The sequence below is a fragment of the Ornithinimicrobium sp. genome (genome assembly GCF_030537745.1).
In the GTDB taxonomy this organism is placed as follows: domain Bacteria; phylum Actinomycetota; class Actinomycetes; order Actinomycetales; family Dermatophilaceae; genus Ornithinicoccus.
In genome coordinates, this window is record NZ_JAUNVI010000001.1 from 98,076 (window position 1) to 117,894 (window position 19,819).

Genomic DNA, 19,819 nt, shown 5'->3' on the forward strand with positions numbered 1-19,819 from the left:
CAAAGGAGGTGGAATGTCAGTCCTCGGCAAGAATGGAGTAGAGCCGTTTGCGGGCATCGTCAAGGACCTCGACCGCCGCGCCGATCTGGTGCGCCGAGCCGGTCCGTCCGACCTGGAAGACGGCCTGGAACAACCTGCCGGCAGCGTGGTGGTATCCCGTGCCTGTCGTTGACGTCTGAGCAGCCTCGTCCCAGGGGGCGCTGCGTTCGGCGAGTTGAGCGGCAGCGTCAACGCCAGCATCAGTGAGGCGGTAGACCTTCTTGCCACTGACCGGCTCCGCCGTGACCAGTCCCTCGTCCGCCAGCGACTGCAAAGTCGGGTAGACGGAGCCGGGTGACGGGCTCCAGGTGCCCTCGCTGCGCTCGGTGAGCTCACCGATGATCTGATAGCCGTGCATCGGCTCCTCCGCCAGCAGACGCAGGATGGCCGTGCGGACGTCGCCGCGGCGGGCTCGCTGACCGGGCTGACCCATCAGCGCCTGGAACTGCGCAGCCATGCCGTGGAAGGGCTTGAAGCCGTGCTGACCCCAACCCATCTGGTCCTGGGTGGTGTGGTGGGAATGCATAAGAGTGTCCTTCCACGAGTTGAACGACATATCGTTACCTATCGTAACGGGTGCTCGCGGCGTGGGCGCACCTCCCCGGCTCACCGCCGGGGCGGCTCCGTGGCCGCGTCGTCCGCGGGCACCATCGCGGCGCGCGCGCGACTGGCGCCTGGGGTGGTGGTGAGGTCCTTCGACAACCGGGCAAGCCGGGCGGCGGCGTCTGCGTCTTGGTCGAGCAGCTGGCTGGCCACAGTCCTCATCTCGCCCGGGGTGAGGGTGTTGGGGTCGAGCGCCTCGCCCAGGCCGGCGGCCTCGAGCGCGGCAGCGCCCGCAAACTGGTCCGTCGACAACGGCAGGAGCAGCAGCGGGACACCGGCAGTCAGCGCCTCGGTCACGCTGTTGTTGCCCCCGTGGGACACCGCCAGTATGGCGTGGTCAAGCAGGGTGACCTGCGGCAGTTCGTCACGCACCAGCCAGGACTCCGGGATCGCCCCCAGCGCTTCGCGCGGGGTGGAACCGGTCGCGATGGCGACGCGCACGTCCATACCGCGCAGCGCCTCAGCGGCGCACGCCAGCACATCGGAACGCACCGAGAGGAAGCTCCCCAGGCTGACATAGACGACGGGCGCGCCACCACGGGCTAGCCAGGCCTCCACCTCCGCGTCCGACTCCTCGGTGCGGACCGCTGATCCGAGGAAGGCGTGCCGGCCCAGCAGCGCGGTGCGCTCAGGCGGGTGGAGGGCGCCGGGATAGTTGAGCAACAGCACGTCGCCGGTCTCTGCGAACGCGTCATTGCTGGCCCGCGCCCCTGGATCCAAGGATGCCAGCACACCATTCCACTGTTCGGTGAAGACGTCGCGCACGCGCTCGCATTGTCTTCGCAGGGTGACCAAATCGTTGGGGGCAGGCTGCAGACGGCGTGGCCACGCGGGCGGGTAGCCGTAGACCTCCTCACCGACGGTCAGCGCCGACGGGTGGCCCAAGACAACGTCAGCGTGCCGCACGCCGGTGCCGGACAGCGCGAGACGCGCACTGAAGGCGAGGTGGTCGACGATGACGTGGTCGGGGTTGACCCGCTGGACGATGAGCTGCACCTCCCGGGCAACCCGCAGCGGATCCCAGAGGAGGTCGTCGCCGCGCGCCGCCGCCTGGAAGGCGAGGGTCGGGACCGCTCCGAGCCTGGTGGCAGCGAAGAACCCACGGAGGGCGTCATCTTCTCCGCTGGGCTGGTCCTCGGCACGGATGATCCCGGGGTTGGAACCCCTCCCCAGTTGGAGGTCCTCCCTCTCGAATCCGAACCTGCTCACGATCGCGTCGGTGGCCGGGCCGGTGGCGACGACCACGCGCTCGCCAGCCTCTGCCCAGGCCCCTGCCAGGGTGGCGAGCGGAAACAGGTGAGAGGCGTAGTCAGGGCTGATGACGAGCAGCGTCACGGGCAACCTCCGAGTAGAGCACGGACAGAGATGCGGCCATGGTGGCGATGCTGAAGCGTTCGGCCACGAGGGCTCGGGCGTGGTCCGCGCGCGCGGCAGCATCCGGGGCACCGGCTAGATCCAGGGCCGACACCACGGCTCCTGCCAGGGTGCTCGGGGAAGTGGTGTCGACGAGCAGGCCGGTCACCCCATGCTCCACGTATGTCGCTGGGCCGCCGGCTCGCGGTGCGATCACCACAAGCCCGGACGCCATCGCCTCGAGGATGGCGATCCCGAACTCCTCCTTGAGGCTGGCGGACACGTACACGCCACCCGGAGCGCTCAGGCCAGGCCGTCCGAGCCGGACGGCGGCCAACCACGTCGCGACCATCCCGTTAGGACGGTGTCCGGCGAGCAACAGACCGTTGGCCGCGGCGTCCGCGCGGGGGACGGACGCGTCGATACGAGTGAGTTGCTCGAGTTCGTCGTCGGTGGGGTCCTGGAGGCCACCGCCCACGACGAGCAGATTGCAGCGCTTGGCGCACGCGTCGTCGGAGGACCACGCCTCCACGAGCGTCGCCATACCTTTGACCCGGTGCAGGCGCCCGACCGTGATCGCCAGCGGCAACCCACGGCGTTCCGGTGGCAGGGTTGCGAGGAGGGAGTCGAGCGCGGTCAATGCGGCTTCGGTGTCCGCCGCGACCGGAGCGCCGCGGGAGGCATCGTGCACCTCGCGCGCTGCGCGGTCGAGCGGGGCGAGGTCGATGCCCTCGGGCACGACGTGCAGGGGCCGCTCGTCGACGTCCGGATCGAAGTGAAGGAGATCGCGGAGGTCCCGACCCAGCTCTGCACGCGGGAAGACGACCAGGTGCGCGGCCTGGGCTGCGAGGTCGCGCAGGAGCCGGACCCGGAAGACCAGGTGTTCGGCGTGGTCGGCCGCACCGAAGGTGGCGCGAGTGAGGTTGCCGGACGCCTCGCGTGCGGCGATCAACGCATGCGGGTCGGGCGCGAGCGTCAGGACTAGCGGGATGTCGAGCTCACGCGCCACCTCGGCGGCGGCCCAGGACCCGACGTCGGCCATGCGCAGGTGCAGGACGTCGATCGGGGCGGCGGCGCGAAGGACGCTACGCAACCCCGACCGGGCCGGGACGTGGAGGGGCCAGGTGGCTGCAGCGGGCCGGGCCGGGCCGGGCAGTGGAACGCCAAGGTAGTGATGGCCGGGTGTTGTGGGGTCATCGGGTGTTCGCGTGATCCCATGGTGGCTGCGCGACAGGGTCAGCACACGCGAGATCCGGGGGTCGGTGACGAGTGCGTCACCCACGTGGACCAGCAGCGTCGCGATCCCGCCGGTGTCTCCTTTGCCAGCTTGCAACAAGCTACCGTCGATGTCGGCGTGGAGGAAGAGCTGCGCCACCGTCAGACCGGTCGCGTCTAGATCGCAGACCCGAGGGTGCGGTCCTTCGTCAACAACACCGATCTCTGGGTCGGTCATCCCCCACGCTTCGAGGGTCGCCTCTGCCAGCGTGCCGGTGAAACCACCAGCCTCCATCATCGTCAGGAGAGGCGCGACCGCGCCCGGCAGTGCAGAGCTAGCTCGTAGTGACCACGCGGCGTGCTCGCGAAGGAACGGGACGGCGCAGTCCAACAGGGGCACCACCAGCGCCGAGGCGAGGGACACTCCGCCCGCGGCCGCCGCGTGCACGGCCGCTATTGCTGCGATCTGGTCCCTGTCGTCGCCGATGGCAGCGGCCAGGATCAGCCGCGCAGCGTCACCGTCGTGGTGCACTGCCGCAGTCAGAGCGTCGAAGCACTCAAGTCCGGCGAGTAGGGAAGGCGAGCTGCGGACCGCTGCAAGCGCATCCTGCGTCCGGGCGGCGATGAGGGGCGTCACCTAGGCATGGTAGATGGCGAGTCATGGGAGCAAGCGGATCCCGCTCTTGACCTGCGTCAAGGAACGCCGCCGGCAAACTCCGTAACGTGAAGTTATCAGCCTCGCAAGAGGCTCGGACCACAAGCGAAAGGAACTGCCGTGAGCACCATCACGAACACCACCAAGACCACCCTTCGGGCCGAGGGTTTCTCCTGCCCCTCCTGCGTGGCCAAGATCGAGAAGCAGGTCGGACGCCTGGACGGCGTGGAGTCCGTCAAGGTGCACTTCGCCTCTGCCCGCATCGAGGTCGTGCACGACGCGGTCGTGGTCAGCTCGGACGACCTGGTGGCAGCCGTCGCCAAGGCGGGCTACACCGCCCGCCCCGCCGCTTTCTGAGTCGACACGACCCACCCTGCGGGCCTGCCGTCAGGCCCGGAGGACTCGAACACCGCACCACCACACCATTGAGAGGAACCGCGAAATGAACAAGGTCCACACGTGGCTGCACGGCCGCTGGGCCGTCCCCGCAATCTCCGGTTTGCTGATCGTGACCTCCCTCGTCCTGGGTCGGGTGCTGGAGCCCTCGACGTGGGGCGACGCGTTCATGATCGCGGCCGCGGTCGTCGCCGGCACCCCCGTCGTCATCAAGGCCTGGCACGCGCTGACGGTCAAGGTCATCGGGATCGACCTGCTGGTCTCCATCGCCGCCATCGGCGCCGTCATCATCGGCAACTACTGGGAAGCCGCCGCAGTGACCTTCCTCTTCGCGATCGGTCACGCGCTGGAATCTGCCACCCTCAACAAGACGCGCTCGGCACTCGCTGAGCTGGTCGCGGTGGCTCCGGACGTGGCCGTGGTGCTGCGCGATGGACAGCAGGTCGACGTGCCTGCAGCCAGCGTCGTCAACGGCGAAACAGTCCTGGTCAAGAACGGCGCGAAGGTGCCCGTCGACGGTGTGGTCTCCGGGGGCACGGCTGCCCTGGACGAAGCCTCGATCACGGGTGAGTCGATGCCGGTGGAGAAGATGGCGGGCGACAAGGTGTTCGCTGGCACCATCTCCACCGGCGGCTTCCTGCAGGTGACCGCAACAGGGGTCGGTGCGGACACCACACTGGCCCGCATCATCCACCGGGTAGAGGAGGCCCAGGACGCGAAGGCCAAGACCCAGGCGTTCATGGACCGCTTCTCGGCCTGGTACACCCCAGCCATCATCGTGCTCGCGTTGGTCGTCGGAGTCTTCACCCAAGACGTCGTGCTCGCCCTGACGTTGCTCGTCATCGGCTGCCCCGGTGCACTGGTCATCTCCATCCCGGTCTCGATCGTCGCCGGGATCGGTCGTGGCGCCAAGGACGGCATCCTGATCAAGGGTGGCGAGTTCCTCGAGACCTCCGCCAAGATCGACGCTGTCGCTCTCGACAAGACCGGCACCCTGACCGAGGGACGCCCGCAGTTGACCGACGTCCTCACTCTGCAGCCGGACATCGACCGCGATGAGGTGCTGGCGATGGCCGCTCGCGCCGAGGCGGGGTCGGAGCACCCGCTGGCTCGCCCGATCATGGAGGCTGCCGCGCGAGCCAACCTAGACGTGGCCGGGCTCCCCGAGCACACCGAGCCCGTGCCTGGCAAGGGCATCGTCGCCACGATCGACGGCCACCGGGTGGCCGTGGGCAACCTGGCTCTGATGGAGGCCGAGCAGGACAACGGCAGTTTTGAAGACGCCGGCGCTGCAGAGGCGGTCCAAGAGCTCGCCGCCGCTGGCCGCACCCCAATGGTGGTCGCCTGCGACGGCCGCATCATCGGCGTGGTGGCGGTCGCCGACCGCATCCGCTCCGACGCCCCAGAGATGATCCGCCGCCTGCACGCGGCCGGAGTCAAGAGGGTGGTGATGCTCACGGGCGACATCGAGCCCGTGGCCCTGGCGGTGGCACGCCAGGTCGGGGTGGACGAGGTCCGCGCCGGGCTGCTGCCCGAGGACAAGCTCGAGGCTGTCGCCGATCTGCAACGCCAAGGCCTCACCGTGGCCATGGTCGGTGACGGCGTCAACGACGCCCCCGCACTAGCCACCGCCGACATCGGGGTGGCGATGGGCGCTGCCGGCACCGGGGTGGCGATCGAGACAGCCGACATCGCCCTGATGAAGGACGACCTGCTCAAGTTGCCGCAGGCGCTCTCGCTGGCTCGGCGCACGGTCAACAACATGCGCCAGAACATCACGGTTGCCCTGCTCACCGTGGCAGCTCTCCTGGCCGGAGTCCTCTTCGGTGGCGTCACGATGGCCATCGGCATGCTGGTCCACGAGGTGTCGGTGCTGGTCGTCATCGTCAACGCGATGCGCCTGCTGAGGGCTCAGAAGGACCGGGGCCTCGATCAGTACGCCGACCGCAGCGGGTCGCTGACCACTCCCGACGAGGTCCGGACTCCCCAACGAGTCTGAACCTAGGCTCACACCAGTCGGCTCGCAATGAGCCGGCTGGTGTGCTGCCGACCACCATCCCGCACTACGCACCACCAAGGAGTCGATCCCCCGATGTCACGGGTATACGTGTTCAACCAGTACGGCGGTCCTCAGGGCGAAGAACTCATCGAGCGGCCCATCCCCGAGCCCGGTCCAGGCGACCTCCTCGTCGAGGTCCGGGCCGCGGGGGTGAACCCGGTCGACTGGAAGATTCGGGAGGGTCACCTCGGCACTGACGAAGAGCTACCCGTCGCGATGGGCAGGGAGGTCGCCGGTGTGGTCGCCGCGATCGGTCCAGGCATCCAGGAGTATGCGGTGGGAGACGAGGTCCTCGGCCTCGTCGGCCCGGGCCAGGGCGGCTGGGCCGACCACACCCTCATGCGCGCAGCCGACGTCGTCGCCAAGCCCGAGGAGATCTCCTTTGCTGTTGCGGCGCTCATCCCGGTGGCCGGAACTACGGCATACGACCTCACGCACGCGATCGAGTTGCGGGCCGGCCAGACCCTGCTCGTCCTCGGCGCGGGAGGCGGGGTCGGCCACCTAGTGGCCGAGATCGGTCGGGTCCACGAGTTCCGGGTGCTCGGGGTCGCGTCGGGGCGCCATCGCGCCCTGGTGGAGTCCACCGGCGCCACCTTCGTCGGGACCGGCGAGGGGGTGGTGTCAGCGGTCCACGAGCTCGCCCGCGAGGGGGTCGACCTGATCGTGGACCTCGTGGGAGGGCAACTGCTCCGCGACATGGCCCCGCTGGCTAAGGCTCCCCACCTGATCATCTCCGCTCCCGACCCGGAGACCGCGACCGAGCTCGGCGGGTCCGGGCGCACGTACGACCCGGAGTCCTTGGCCAAGATCACCTCAGTGATCGGCTTTAAGGTGATCACCCCGCAGATCAGCGGAAAGTACCCGCTGGCCCGGGCCCGCGAGGCGCTCGCCGCCGTAGAGTCGCGACACGCTCACGGGAAGATCGTCATCGTGCCCTGAGGGCCCGGCGACCGCTCAAGCAAGGTTCTGCGGCGCAATGCTCACCCAAGCGCAAGGGTGGTAAGGCACGTTGGCGCATCGTCGCCGGTGGAGACCGGGAGCTGTCCTGTGCCACCCTCCCCCGAAACGCGCAGCGTCCCCTCGAGATCGCGCGGCAACCACAGGCCTACGAATCCATTGTCAAACGTGGTCATCTCCTCATCGACCACCACCTCGCCGGCGTCATCGGTGAAGGTGACCTGAATCTCCTTGTTGCGCAACTCGCCCTGACAGGTGGTGAGGCTGTGGTAGTAGCACTCGTGAGTCTGGTTCACGTAGGGGGCAAAGGAGAGGTAGAAGCGGTCCGCCGGGAGGTCGAGGCTCACTTCCGCGCTCCCGTCAGAGAGCAGCAACTCATCGACACGCACTGAGGCCATCAGGTCCGCGGGTCGATCGTCGACACTCAACCGGTCCAGGTGATCAATGATCTCCGGCGCCTGCATCGCGTCCAGATTGTGCGCGACCAGCAGATCGTTGTCCGAGACCTCAGGCTCGGATGAACAGCCGGCAAGCACAATCAGGCCGGCGGCGACTGCGGCGATACGCGAACGGATCATGGGACACCACCCTAAGCCACGGCACCAGGTCGGCCGTCGCGGCCTGGACAATACCCCCTAGGGGTATAGGATCGGAGCATGACAAAGCCTCACGATCAGGCCCACGGTCCCGAAGTGCCTCACCCGAGTGCCGATCAGCACAGCGTTGCGCACTCGGCGTCCCACGACGAGCACGCGGAGCATGGGGGTCACGATGGCCATGCCGGCCATGGGGATCATGTGGGGCAGTTCCGGCGGCTGTTCTGGATCATGCTGGTCCTGGCCGTGCCGGTCGTCGGGTTCAACGAGATGTTTGCGGGGCTTCTTGGTTATGACCTGCCTATGGGCGGGTGGACCTGGTGGGTCTCGCCGGCGCTGGGCACGGTCATGTATGTCTGGGGTGGCAAGCCCTTCCTGAGCGGTGCGGTGGACGAGATCCGCCTCCGCAAGCCGGGCATGATGCTGTTGATCGGGCTCGCGATCACCGTGGCCTTCGTCGCCTCGTGGGGCGCTACTCTGCGCATTCTCGATCATGAGATGAACTTCTGGTGGGAGCTGGCGCTGCTGCTGGTCATCATGCTGCTGGGCCACTGGATCGAGATGCGTTCCCTAGCCCAGACGACCTCAGCGCTGGACTCCCTCGCTGCACTGCTGCCGGACGAGGCCGAGAAGGTCACCGACGGCGAGGTAGTCAAGGTCTCTCCGGATGACCTGGTGCTCGGGGACGTCGTGCTCGTCCGGCCCGGTGGTTCAGTGCCTGCGGACGGCCGGATCGTCGACGGCTCGGCAAGCATGGACGAGTCCATGGTCACGGGTGAGTCGGCGACCGTCCGGCGAGAGGTCGGTGAGCACGTGGTCGCCGGGACCGTGGCCACCGACTCAGGTCTGCGGGTCGAAGTCACGGCTATCGGCGAGGACACTGCTCTGGCCGGTATTCAGAAGCTTGTCGCCGATGCCCAGGCCTCCTCCTCGCGTGCCCAGCGGCTCGCCGACAAGGCTGCGGCGTGGCTGTTCTGGTTCGCGCTCGGCGCCGCGGTGGTGACCGCGATCGTCTGGACCCTGCTCGGGATGCCGGACATGGCAGTCGTGCGGACCATCACCGTGCTGGTGATCGCCTGCCCTCACGCACTGGGCCTGGCGATCCCGCTGGTGGTGTCCATCGCCACCGAGCGCGCGGCCCGGGGCGGCGTCCTCATCAAGGACCGGCTCGCGCTGGAGTCGATGCGGACCGTCGACGCAGTGCTCTTTGACAAGACTGGCACGCTGACCAAGGGCGAGCCCACCGTCACCGCTGTCGAACCCGTCTCGGGGCGCGGGACCGAGGAGGTGCTGGCACTGGCCGCCGCGGCGGAGTCTGACAGCGAGCACCCGTTGGCGAAGGCGATTGTGGGCGCGGCGCGCAGCAAAGAGTTGTCCATCTCTGCGTCCTCAAACTTCTCCGCCTCCCCCGCCGTCGGGGTGAAGGCGAACGTCGACGGGACGGTTATCGAGGTGGGTGGCCCTTACCTGCTGGAGCAACACGGACTCAGCGAGCTGGCCATCGTCGACCAGTGGCGAGCCGCGGGCGCGATCATCCTGCACGTCCTCGCCGACGGGGAAGTGATCGGTGCCCTGCGCCTTGCCGACGAGATCCGCCAAGAGTCCCGTGAGGCGATCGACGCGCTCCATGCCGCCGGGGCTCAGGTCGTGATGATCACCGGGGATGCGCAGGCAGTGGCAGACACTGTGGCCAAGGAGCTGGGCATCGACCGGGTCTTCGCCGGAGTGCGCCCGCAGGACAAGGCAGCCAAAGTCGCCGAGCTCCAGCAGGAGGGACGAAAGGTCGCCATGGTGGGCGACGGCGTCAACGACGCTCCTGCACTGGCTCAGGCCGATGTCGGCATCGCTATCGGTGCCGGCACCGATGTGGCGATCGGCTCAGCCGGGGTGATCCTGGCGTCGTCGGACCCACGCTCGGTCCTGTCAGTGATCGAACTCTCTCGAGCCACTTACCGGAAGATGAAGCAGAACCTATGGTGGGCCGCCGGCTACAACCTCATCTCCGTGCCCCTGGCTGCCGGAGTGCTGGCCCCGATCGGTTTCGTGCTGCCGATGAGCGTCGGCGCAATCCTCATGTCCGTCTCTACCGTCCTGGTCGCGCTCAACGCCCAACTGCTGCGTCGGCTTGATCTGACACCCGCGCACAGCGCCGCGAGGTTCCTCGAACAAAAGACCACCCAGTGACCGCCTGATCACGCGGTCACGCAGCACCTGGCCTACTCCACCTGGCTGTCACCTACGGCGCGGATCCGGATCCCACGCGCAATTCGTGGTAGGCATTCCCTACCCCTCGACGACGCGGGGTTCCGTTCGGAAGGGATGGCCTGATGGCTGCACAAGAAACTGCCGCTGACGAGGAGTACGCCACGGGACGTGCTCTGATGCTGGCTGGCGTCGCGGCACTAGGCGGCTTCCTTTTCGGGTTCGATACGGCCGTCATCAACGGCGCCGTATCAGCGGTCCGCAACCAGTTCGGGCTCGGCGCGGGACTGACCGGTTTCGTCGTCTCCTCCGCCCTGCTCGGTTGTGTGGCCGGGGCATTCCTGGCTGGCCGGCTCGCCGATCGGATCGGTCGCACCCGGGTGATGGTGCTCGCGGCACTGCTGTTCCTCATCAGTGCACTCGGCTCCGGGCTCTCCTTCGGACCGGTCGACCTGATCGGCTGGCGGGTGCTCGGCGGCCTCGGCGTTGGCGCTGCCTCGGTGATCGCCCCGGCATACATCGCCGAGATTTCCCCCGCCTCGATCCGCGGCCGGCTTGGGTCTTTGCAGCAGTTGGCGATCGTCACCGGCATCTTCGTCGCGCTCCTGAGCGATGCCTGGCTCGCCGGCATCGCCGGGGGTGCCGCCGAAGAGCTGTGGTTTGGGCTCGCCGCATGGCGCTGGATGTTCCTGGCGGAGGCGGTGCCGGCGATCGTCTACGGGGTGATGGCCCTGACCATTCCGGAGTCCCCCCGGTTCCTCGTGGCCAAGGGGCAGGTGGAGCGTGCCCGGGCAGTGCTGGGCGAGGTGCTCAAGACTGGCATCGACGAGCGGATCGCCGAGATCGTGCGCACCGTGCGGCAGGACGCGAGGGCCTCCTTCCGCGATCTGTTGAGGCCCGGGGGCGGGGGTGTCCTGCCGATCGTGTGGATCGGCATCGCCCTATCGGTTTTCCAGCAGTTCGTCGGGATCAACGTGATCTTCTACTACTCCACGACCCTGTGGCAGTCGGTGGGCTTCACCGAGTCCGACGCACTCACCCAGACGGTCATTACCTCCGTCACCAACATCCTCGTGACGCTCGTGGCCATCGCGCTCATCGACCGGATCGGGCGGAAACGACTGCTCACCATCGGCTCGGTCGGCATGTTCATCACGCTCGGGACGCTGTCCTACATCTTCGCCACCGCTCCCCTTGTCAAGGGTGATACCGGGATGGAGCCCGCGCTCGGCGACACTGCGGGCGTCATCGCCCTGGTCGCGGCGAACCTGTTCGTGGTTTTCTTCGGCATGTCATGGGGCCCGGCCGTCTGGGTCCTGCTGGGAGAGATGTTCAACAACACCATCCGTGGCACTGCCCTCGGCCTAGCCGCTGCGGCTCAGTGGCTGGCCAACTTCGCCATCTCCACCAGCTTCCCGGCGATGGCTGACGTCGGGTTGGGCTTCGCCTATGGCTTCTACACCCTGTTTGCGTTGTTGTCGCTAGTGTTCGTGCTCAAGTTCGTGCCAGAGACCAAGGGCCGCCAACTCGAAGACATGTAGCACGGCCAGGGGAGGCGGGCGTGACCGCTTTCACCCCAGGGTAGGGGGACGCGCTACGGTCGGCTCCGACTGAGGTCTCAGCGTCGATCGCAGGCTCGCAGGAGATCGGCTGCCGCCCCGCCGGGCAGGGAACCCTTGCGCCATACAGCGCGCAAGGGACGGTTCAGGGTGAGTCCCTCGACCGGCACCGAGACCAGTCGCTGCGAGGCCAGGGCCTCACCGACCGTGAGCTCGGACAGGACCGCTGGTGCGACCCCTGACATTGCGCTGGTCCGGACGGCAGCATTGCTCGCCAGCGCGTGCAATGGCTCCCCCAGGTGCAGACCCGCTCTGGTGCACGCGTCCTCGAACGAGTCACGGGTGCCTGAGCCTTCTTCACGCACCACCAACGGCGTGGCCGCGAGCTCCGTGGCCGTCAACGGGGTGCGCCGCCTCGCCCACGGATGGGACGGTGCGACCACCACCACCAGGTGGTCAGTGGCCACCTTCTGCGCCTGAAGGCCCTTGCCCAAGCTGGTCGTCTCGACGAACCCCAGGTCCGCGTCATCGCCGAGGACAAGCGCGCGCACCTGCACCGAGTTCGCCACCGTGACCTCGACCTGCGCCGCGCCGGGTTGCTGTCCGTAGTCGGCGAGCCACCGCGGCAGCAAGTACTCCGCGATCGTCTGGCTGGCCGCCACCCGCACCCGCCCGGCCCGGGCCGCCCGCAAGGTGCCCACCCTCTCCGTCATCCGTTCGGCGGCGGCGAGAATGTCCCGGCCGGCGGCCACGAGCTGGCCGGCCTCGTTCGTGAGCTGGGTGCCGCGGGTGGAGCGCAGCAGCAGCGGCAGCCCCAGTCGGCGCTCGTAGCGTCGCAGTGCCCGGCTGGCGTTCGGCTGGTCCATCCCCACCGCCTCGGCCGCAGCACCGATGCTGCCGTGGTCCTGGACCGCGACAAGCAACTCGAGGATCGCGAGGTCCGGCCACCCTGCTGACGCCATGTGCACAGGATATGGCATGGATGGTGAGCACGGGGCTACCGACGGGCGATGAACCGGTGTCTGATAGATGGTGTGACCGAACCCGCACTCGCACCCACTCCCAACATGCACCACGACGCTGACCACGCCACCTCCATCTGGCCCGGTCTGGCAGTCTGCCTGGGTGCCGCCGCCGTTGCCTACGGCATCCAGACGGTGATCCCCGGCCTCAGCGCGCTGCTGGTGGCGATCCTGCTCGGCGTGACGGTCTCGCACGCCGTGCGCCTGCCGCAGGTGTTGCAGCCCGGCATCAAGGTCGCGGCCAAGCGGGTCCTGAGGATCGGCATCGTGCTGCTGGGTCTGCAGCTGGCTCTGGACGACATCCTGGATCTGGGCTGGGCAATGCTTGGGGTCGTCGTCGTGATCGTGGCGGGTGGTCTCCTGGGGACGGTGCTGATCGGCCGACTGCTGCACCTGCCCGCGCCACAGGCGTTGCTGATCGCGTGCGGCTTCTCGATCTGCGGTGCGGCGGCCGTGGCAGGGGTAGAGGGCACCATCGAGCGGGAGGACGAGGACGTGGCCACCGCCATCGCGCTGGTGGTGGTCTTTGGAACCCTGATGATCGGGATCGCGCCGCTGGCGCTCTCGCTGACCAGTCTGTCGAGTCACGATCAGGGCCTGATCGCGGGCGGGTCAATCCATGAGGTCGCTCAGGTGGTGGCGGCTGGAGGGCTTATCGGTGGTGGGGCGCTGTCGGCGGCCGTGGTGGTGAAACTGGCCCGGGTGCTGATGCTGGCCCCGGTGGTCACCGTCCTCGGGCTGCTGGAACGCCGACGCACCGCGGGCACCCAACACGCCTCGGACACCGCCCGTCCCCCGCTGGTTCCCCTGTTCGTGGCGGGTTTTCTCGCAGCGGCCCTGCTGCGCACGTTCGCCCCGATGCCTGCCCTGGCGCTGGCCACCGGCCAGCAGTTGCAGGTCTTGCTCCTGTCGGCGGCGATGTTTGCGCTCGGGCTAGGGGTGCACGTCAGCATGCTGCGCAAGGCCGGAATTCGCTCGTTCGCGCTCGGTGGGCTATCCACCGTCCTGGTGGCGTCGATCGCCACCGGCGGCGTGCTCCTCGCCACCTGAGCGCAGCATCCTCGGCAGCGCGCTCAGCCAGCGACCCGGTCCGCCCTGAACAGTGTGCCTGGGTGGGCTATCCGGTCTCCCGCGGCGGTCACTCCGTACGGCCTGGGCCATCCCACCCGACTCGGTTGACGTCCACCCACCCAAGCGCCCGCTGGCCCGAGGGACCACGAGCAAGGTTGACATCCGCTCGCGCGCCGGTTTTCATCGACCTCCCCACTCGAGGTTGGCCGGACAAGTGCTCGGGGCACCCATCCGCAGCCTGTCTGGTTCCGAATAGCCGGCATGACCAAGACGAGCAGCGTGCGTGCCACGCGTGGAGCCGGTATTTTCTCTGGTTTCCTCGCGGGCGGCAGCGGCGTGCTGGTCGGTGAGGGCCTGGCCCGCCTGCTGGATGTGACCGGCCCCGTGGTCGCGGTGGGCAATCGCGCCGTCGATCTGACTCCCCGCCCCGTCAAGGAGTGGGCTATCGAGACCTTCGGGTCGGCGGACAAGCTCATCCTGGTCGGTGGCGTCCTCGTCACCGTGCTGCTCGCAATCTGCGCCCTTGGATGGATCGGTGCACAGAACCGCCGGGTGGCTCTCCTTGGGATGACTATCCTCGTGGGACTGGCCTCCGCCGCCATGCTCGTGGACCCGGCTCAGGGTGCGGCGACGGTCGCTGTCCTCCTCCCGGTGGCCGGCATGGTGCTCGTGGCGGTCGGCGGGCTGGCCTGGTTGCTATTCCTGCTGGCTCCGCGCGCCACCTCGGAGTCCGAGGGTGGCCTCGACCGGCGCCTCTTTCTGCTGGCTGCCTCCAGCATCGCCGCTCTCGGGGCGGCCGGAGGTGCTACCCGCGGTGTGGCCGGCGGGGCCACCAGTCCTGCCACCGTGAGTTTGCCGCTGCCCGCCGACCCTGCGGCCTCCGTCCCGGCAGGGGTGAGCTTCAAAATCCCTGGCCTCACCCCGCACATCACGTCGAACCCCGACTTCTACCGCGTGGACACCGCTTTGCAGGTGCCCCGGGTGACCCTGGACGACTACGTGCTGCGGATCACGGGCATGGTCGACCGCCCGCTCGAGCTGACTTACCGGGACCTCTTGGACCGCGACCTCGTGGAGCGTCGCGTCACCCTCACCTGCGTGAGCAACGAGGTCGGGGGCGACCTGCTCGGTAACGCGACCTGGCTCGGCGTCCACACCCGGGACCTGCTCGCCGAGGCCGGCGTCCAAGACGGCGCTGACGCGGTCCGCTCCCGCAGCGTCGACGGCTTCACCGCCGGCACCCCGCTGGACGTCCTCACTGACGACCGCGACGCCCTCATCGTCGTCGGCATGAACGGGGAACCACTCCCGCCCGAGCACGGCTTCCCGGTCCGCATGGTCACCCCGGGTCTGTACGGCTACGTGTCCGCCACGAAGTGGCTGACCGAGCTGGAGGTCACCCGCTTCGCGGACTTTTCGGCCTACTGGACCGAGCGCGGGTATGCCGAGCAGGCACCTATCAAGCTCTCCTCACGAATCGACGTGCCTGGCTCGTTCGCCCGGCTCGAGCCGGGGACGGTCACCGTGGCCGGGGTGGCTTGGGCCCAGACCGTCGGCATCGAACGCGTGCAGGTGCGTGCCGGTGACGATGGGTGGCAGGACGCCGAGCTCGGCGTAGAAGACTCCGACCAGACCTGGCGCGCCTGGCGCTGGGTATGGAAGGCCGAGCCGGGCATGCACCGGCTCGAGGTCCGCGCGACCGACCGCGCGGGCCGCGTGCAGACCTCCCGACGGGAGCGCATCGCTCCCGATGGGTCCACCGGTTGGCACAACGTGACGGTCACCGTCGCTTAACCACCACACATCACCAAGAAAAGGATCACATCATGCGTATCTCCAAAACACTGCTAGCGGTGTCGATGTCCTCGATGCTCGCCCTCACCGCATGCGGCGGCGGAGCGGACGAGACGGCCAGCGAGCCCACCACCGCCGCCGCGGTCACCCCCGCGGACGAGACGTCCGAGGAGCCCACGTCTGATGACGCGATGATGACCTCCGAAGACGATATGAGCGACCCGGCTGCCAACCTCGTGGGCGCCGGTTGCGCGGACTACGCCAAGGCGGTGCCGGATGGCGCGGGCTCCGTTGAAGGCATGGCGCAGGACCCAGTCGCCGTGGCCGCCAGCAACAACCCGCTGCTGACGACCCTCGTAGCCGCTGTCTCGGGCAAGGTCAACCCGGATGTCGACCTGGTAGACACCCTCAACGGTGACGAGTTCACCGTCTTCGCACCGGTCGACGAAGCGTTCGCGGCCATCGACGAGGAGACCATGGGCAAGCTGGCCACGGACTCCGAGCTGCTCAGCTCGATCCTCACCTACCACGTGGTTCCCGGCCAGCTCACCCCCGACCAAGTCGTGGGTGAGCAGACCACCGTCCAGGGCGGCACCGTCGAGGTCGCCGGTGAGGGTGACGACCTCACCGTCAACGGTGTCACCATCATCTGTGGTGGCGTCCAGACCGCCAACGCGACGGTCTACCTCATCGACGAGGTGCTCATGCCGCAGGGCTGATCACCGCGGTGACGGGCAACTTTGCACGGATCGTCCACCCCTCTTCCCGAGGACGGTGGACGGTCCTGCACCCGCCGACCGCCTGCTTGACTGGCTGTCATGGGGACCCGTCCGGAGGGGCAGCTCGGCGATAGGTAGCTAGCGGCGGGTGGACCCGCCGGATGATGGAGTGTCGCGCTGTGAGCGACTGGGCCCATCGCCGATTCCCTCCCAGACCACCACCGGACCACCTCTCCCATGTGGTGGCCCACCCAGGCCTACTTGGGCACACGACAGACGACCAGTCAGCAGGAAACGTGGTCCGCGAGCGTCTGCGCCAGCTAGATGCACAAGCCTTCACCACGCTTCACTTGCTCGATCGTGTGCCGGCCCTTTTCGACTCGAGGGAGCAGTACGCTGCCTGGCGTTCGGTATTAGGACGAAGCCTGGATGTCGACCCACTCAACCCGGTCGTCGTAGGGAGCACGTGCGTCGGCGTCAGCCCGGTCTGCGCGATCAGCACCAACCCAGCTAGAGCATCGCTCGCGGTCCTCGCCTCGGTCTCCACGGTCACCACCGTCGGCGTGCTGCTTGCCACCGGAGCGCAGCATCCTCGGCAACGCGATCAACCAGGGACCCTGCCCGCCATGATCAGGGTGCCTGGGCGGACCCCGCGGTCTCTCTCAACGCCCACGAGGGGCGTTCACGCACTACCGTTCTCCACATGGACCGGATCGACCTCAGGAGCACCGCAGACGGTGCCGCGCGGAGAACGGCGCAGGGGACCCTCACCGGGTGGGGTGGCGTTTCCGGGGTGCTCGTGGGTTTGCTGTTCACCCCGTGGATCGTCTTCGTGCTCGCCATGCTCGGCAATCACCTGCTGCTGGCCGACCTCATTGATTCTCTGCCCCTGCAACTCCTCGCCGTCGCGTTCCCGCTCGGGGCCGCCCTCCTGACGCTCCTGGTGCCCTCCTGGCGTCGGGCGGGCGCGGGCTTCGCCCTCGGGCTGGCGCTGGGCTCGCTCCTGGCCATCGGCATCCTCTGGTGGCTGATTTGGCCGATAATCACCACCTTCGCATCCTCGTGACCCCCCACGCGAACCACTCCGAACAAGAGGGCCCCGACGCTGAAAGCAGCAGAGAAGACGAAGGGCGGCGCCTGCACTACGGCGGCTTCTACGGGCTGGAGGAGTTGTCCGTGGATGAGCGCCCCCGGCTGGCCGTCTACGGCAACTGCCAGGCCGAGGCGTTGCGGGTTGCGATCGGGACCGCCGAGGCGGTGCACAGCGTCCGGATGCCGCCTGTGCACGAGCTGACGGAGCAGGACCTGCCGTACCTGGACCGGGTGCTGACCTGGGCCGACGTGCTCTTCGCCCAGTCCGTTGCCGATGGCTACCGCGGGCTGCCCCTGGGCACCGCCCAGGTCGCCGCCCGGATGCGGCCGCAGGCCCGGGTACTGCGGGCCCCCAACTACTTCTGCACGGTCCTCTACCCCGAGCAGGTGCTGGTTCGGCACGACGACCCGAGGGTCGTCGACCCACCCGTCGTGCCGTATCACGATGTGCGGCGCCTAGGGCGGGCCGCCGGCTGGAGCGGGCCGGACCAAGCCCCGGCCGAGGCGGTCCGGATGGCAGCCCAGGAGTCGCTGGCCGAGCTGGAGCGGCGCGAGCGCGACCAAGGCTCGCTGGTCATCAGCGACGCCGTCCGCGACGCGGGGTCGGACGCCGGGTGGACCGTGGACCACCCCGGCAACCCAGTGCTGCTGGCGCTGGCCCAACGGGTAGTCGACGAGGTGGCCCACGGGGCTACCGTGCACGACCCCGGGCGAGTTCTGCTGGCCTCGGTGCAGACCCCGCTGCGCGCCCAGGTCCTCGACGCGCTGGGTCTCGACGGCGATCCGCGCCGGCACTGGGTGGTGGACGGTCGTGAAATCGACGACGAGGAGGTGGGGTCGGCGCACCGGGAGTTCTACGCCGGTCACCCTCGCGTCGTCGAGGTCGGCACATCCAAAAAGGCCGAGGTGCTCAAGCGCCTCGGTTGGCACCCGTGATGTCCGACCGCTGACGCGACGGGTTGGAGGCACTCAGCGCTCGGCCGAGCTGGTGGCATGACAGTCGTCTAGCGGCGTAGTGCTTCGCGCTTGACCCAGGCGTAGCCCGCCGTTCCCAAGAAGAGGACCGCGCCCACGATCGCCAGCCAGAAAAGGCTTTTGATGACGAAACCGAGGACCACAAACACCAACCACAGCACCAAGAGAAATCCAACAATTTGCCACATGCTGACCTCCTAGTTCAACCGGAACTCGAGGATATCAAGATGTGCACGCGCTCATCTTGTGCGCTCGGGTGACGGGGCGCTCACGCCCGGACGGATGTGCACGCGTCCCCTCGCTGCACTGCGGGTCCGCCGCACCGGCGTTGTGTCAAGTGTCCGGAGGGGGACTTGCACACATGGGACACACACCCTCGACATACCTATTGGTGCATAACCGCATGTCAAGGCACCTTCCGCGAGCGTCGATGCGAAAGGTCACGCGTCGCGTGACATGTCGAGAACTGCAAGTTCCGTATCTGATCAGATACGGTGTAAGCCATGGCTGGAGAGAACGTGCTCATCCAGGCCCGCCACGCCGCGGGCCTGTCGCAGGCTGCGCTTGCCTCGCGGGCGGGTACGCCACGGCCCACGCTGTCCACTTACGAGCGCGACCGCACTTCTCCCCCTCTCTGCAGACCGCTTCCCGGATCCTGACCGCAGCCGGGTTCGACCTCACAATCACGCCACGCGTGCAGTTTCAGCAGCTCACCACCGACCGTGGCCGCCCGATCCAGGTCCCCCCGCACTCCCCCGCCTGCCGCTGGAACGCGCGCTGGCGACCGTAGAACTGCCCCTGCACCTGAACTGGTCGGACCCAGAACGCCGCTACGACCTGCGCGACCGCCGCCAACGCGCCCGCGTCTACGAGATCGTCCTGCGCGAAGGCACACCCCAGGACGTGCTGACGTACGTGGACGGTGCGCTGCTGATCGACCTATGGGACGAACTCGTCCTCCCTACCGCCATCCGGCAGGCCTGGCACCACGTCGTGGCCGACCCCGCGACCCACCAGGTGGCCTGATGGACCACCCCCAACACCTGAGCGCGCTCCAGGTCGACATCACCACCATCTTCTTCGCCCTAGAGGCAGCCCAGGGCTACCTCGTCGTCGGCGGCGCTGCACTCTTGGCCCGCGATCTCATCACCCCTCCCACGGCAGATCTCGACCTCTTCACCGCCACCCCCACGACATCGGTGACTCCGGCCAGAGACACATTCCGGCAGGCACTGAAGGAGGCTGGCTACGGCATCGCCTCATCCAGGAGCCACCCACCTTCTGCCGGATGGTCATCACTTAGGCGGAGCAGGAGACCCTCGTCGATCTCGCTCTCGACTCCCCGCCAAACCAGCAGACCCACGATCACGACTCTCGGGCCGACCATGGCACCCCTGGAGCTCGCAGGGCGCAAACTGCTCGCTCTCTTCAGCCGCGCCGAAGCCCGCGACTTCGCCGACGTCTACGTCCTTGCGCAACACTTCAGCAAACACACACTCATCGAAGAAGCAC

The 19,819-nt window shown here is 68.1% G+C and carries 19 protein-coding genes; 13 read left to right on the plus strand and 6 right to left on the minus strand.

Annotation, left to right across the window (positions count from 1 at the left end; translation table 11 throughout):
• Positions 1-16: 16 nt before the first annotated feature.
• The 3 genes from Q4P07_RS00530 to Q4P07_RS00540 all read right to left on the minus strand — a co-directional run bounded on the left by Q4P07_RS00530 (position 17) and on the right by Q4P07_RS00540 (position 3,847).
• Positions 17-565: a PadR family transcriptional regulator gene (locus Q4P07_RS00530; RefSeq protein ID WP_303372925.1), complete on the minus strand. Its 549-nt coding sequence runs from the start codon at positions 563-565 to the stop codon at positions 17-19.
• Positions 566-645: 80 nt separating this feature from the next.
• Complete coding sequence (locus tag Q4P07_RS00535; protein ID WP_303372926.1) at positions 646-1,977, minus strand: glycosyltransferase; 1,332 nt, start codon at positions 1,975-1,977, stop codon at positions 646-648.
• A complete protein-coding gene (locus tag Q4P07_RS00540; RefSeq protein WP_303372927.1) occupies positions 1,952-3,847 on the minus strand; it encodes a glycosyltransferase in 1,896 nt (631 codons plus the stop codon). The genes Q4P07_RS00535 and Q4P07_RS00540 overlap by 26 nt, the downstream gene beginning before the upstream one ends.
• Positions 3,848-3,985: 138 nt before the next feature.
• Here Q4P07_RS00540 and Q4P07_RS00545 point away from each other — a divergent pair, with 138 nt between their 5' ends.
• From Q4P07_RS00545 to Q4P07_RS00555, 3 genes are all read left to right on the plus strand, one after another.
• Positions 3,986-4,222: a heavy-metal-associated domain-containing protein gene (locus Q4P07_RS00545; RefSeq protein ID WP_303372928.1), complete on the plus strand. Its 237-nt coding sequence runs from the start codon at positions 3,986-3,988 to the stop codon at positions 4,220-4,222.
• An 85-nt stretch (positions 4,223-4,307) separates the two neighbouring features.
• Positions 4,308-6,260, plus strand: coding sequence for a cation-translocating P-type ATPase (locus tag Q4P07_RS00550; protein ID WP_303372929.1), 1,953 nt, complete (start codon positions 4,308-4,310; stop codon positions 6,258-6,260).
• Between the two features lie 93 nt (positions 6,261-6,353).
• Positions 6,354-7,259, plus strand: a complete 906-nt coding sequence (locus Q4P07_RS00555; protein ID WP_303372930.1) for an NADP-dependent oxidoreductase — start codon at positions 6,354-6,356, stop codon at positions 7,257-7,259.
• 41 nt (positions 7,260-7,300) lie between these two features.
• Here Q4P07_RS00555 and Q4P07_RS00560 read toward each other — a convergent pair whose 3' ends face one another.
• Entirely contained in the window at positions 7,301-7,855 is a 555-nt protein-coding gene (locus Q4P07_RS00560; protein WP_303372931.1) for a CueP family metal-binding protein, read from the minus strand.
• A gap of 249 nt (positions 7,856-8,104) precedes the next feature.
• On the opposite strand from Q4P07_RS00560, the gene Q4P07_RS00565 reads away from it, so the two are divergent.
• Together Q4P07_RS00565 and Q4P07_RS00570 are read left to right on the plus strand one after the other, a co-directional pair.
• A complete protein-coding gene (locus tag Q4P07_RS00565) occupies positions 8,105-10,057 on the plus strand; it encodes a heavy metal translocating P-type ATPase (RefSeq protein WP_303372948.1) in 1,953 nt (650 codons plus the stop codon).
• 143 nt (positions 10,058-10,200) lie between these two features.
• Positions 10,201-11,616, plus strand: a complete 1,416-nt coding sequence (locus Q4P07_RS00570) for a sugar porter family MFS transporter (RefSeq protein ID WP_303372932.1) — start codon at positions 10,201-10,203, stop codon at positions 11,614-11,616.
• Positions 11,617-11,693: 77 nt separating this feature from the next.
• Here the strand turns inward: Q4P07_RS00570 and Q4P07_RS00575 are convergent, their stop codons facing one another.
• Entirely contained in the window at positions 11,694-12,596 is a 903-nt protein-coding gene (locus Q4P07_RS00575) for a LysR family transcriptional regulator (RefSeq protein ID WP_303372933.1), read from the minus strand.
• Positions 12,597-12,668: 72 nt separating this feature from the next.
• Here Q4P07_RS00575 and Q4P07_RS00580 point away from each other — a divergent pair, with 72 nt between their 5' ends.
• The 5 genes from Q4P07_RS00580 to Q4P07_RS00600 all read left to right on the plus strand — a co-directional run bounded on the left by Q4P07_RS00580 (position 12,669) and on the right by Q4P07_RS00600 (position 18,268).
• Positions 12,669-13,706: a YeiH family protein gene (locus Q4P07_RS00580; RefSeq protein WP_303372934.1), complete on the plus strand. Its 1,038-nt coding sequence runs from the start codon at positions 12,669-12,671 to the stop codon at positions 13,704-13,706.
• A gap of 282 nt (positions 13,707-13,988) precedes the next feature.
• On the plus strand, positions 13,989-15,521 hold the full coding sequence (locus tag Q4P07_RS00585) for a molybdopterin-dependent oxidoreductase (protein WP_303372935.1): 1,533 nt from the start codon (positions 13,989-13,991) through the stop codon (positions 15,519-15,521).
• A 32-nt stretch (positions 15,522-15,553) separates the two neighbouring features.
• Positions 15,554-16,240: a fasciclin domain-containing protein gene (locus tag Q4P07_RS00590; RefSeq protein ID WP_303372936.1), complete on the plus strand. Its 687-nt coding sequence runs from the start codon at positions 15,554-15,556 to the stop codon at positions 16,238-16,240.
• Between the two features lie 703 nt (positions 16,241-16,943).
• The gene (locus Q4P07_RS00595) at positions 16,944-17,306 is read left to right on the plus strand and encodes a hypothetical protein (RefSeq protein WP_303372937.1); all 363 of its coding nucleotides are present in this window, start codon (positions 16,944-16,946) and stop codon (positions 17,304-17,306) included.
• Entirely contained in the window at positions 17,303-18,268 is a 966-nt protein-coding gene (locus tag Q4P07_RS00600) for a WcbI family polysaccharide biosynthesis putative acetyltransferase (RefSeq protein WP_303372938.1), read from the plus strand. The genes Q4P07_RS00595 and Q4P07_RS00600 overlap by 4 nt, the downstream gene beginning before the upstream one ends.
• A gap of 68 nt (positions 18,269-18,336) precedes the next feature.
• Here Q4P07_RS00600 and Q4P07_RS00605 read toward each other — a convergent pair whose 3' ends face one another.
• Entirely contained in the window at positions 18,337-18,495 is a 159-nt protein-coding gene (locus Q4P07_RS00605) for a hypothetical protein (protein ID WP_303372939.1), read from the minus strand.
• Positions 18,496-18,810: 315 nt separating this feature from the next.
• Here Q4P07_RS00605 and Q4P07_RS00610 point away from each other — a divergent pair, with 315 nt between their 5' ends.
• The 3 genes from Q4P07_RS00610 to Q4P07_RS00620 form a co-directional block, all read left to right on the plus strand.
• Entirely contained in the window at positions 18,811-18,966 is a 156-nt protein-coding gene (locus Q4P07_RS00610; RefSeq protein ID WP_303372940.1) for a helix-turn-helix transcriptional regulator, read from the plus strand.
• A 244-nt stretch (positions 18,967-19,210) separates the two neighbouring features.
• Positions 19,211-19,333: a hypothetical protein gene (locus tag Q4P07_RS00615; RefSeq protein ID WP_303372941.1), complete on the plus strand. Its 123-nt coding sequence runs from the start codon at positions 19,211-19,213 to the stop codon at positions 19,331-19,333.
• The coding region (locus Q4P07_RS00620) for a nucleotidyl transferase AbiEii/AbiGii toxin family protein (RefSeq protein WP_303372942.1) at positions 19,333-19,819 on the plus strand (487 nt) is incomplete at its 3' end. The genes Q4P07_RS00615 and Q4P07_RS00620, both read left to right, overlap by 1 nt.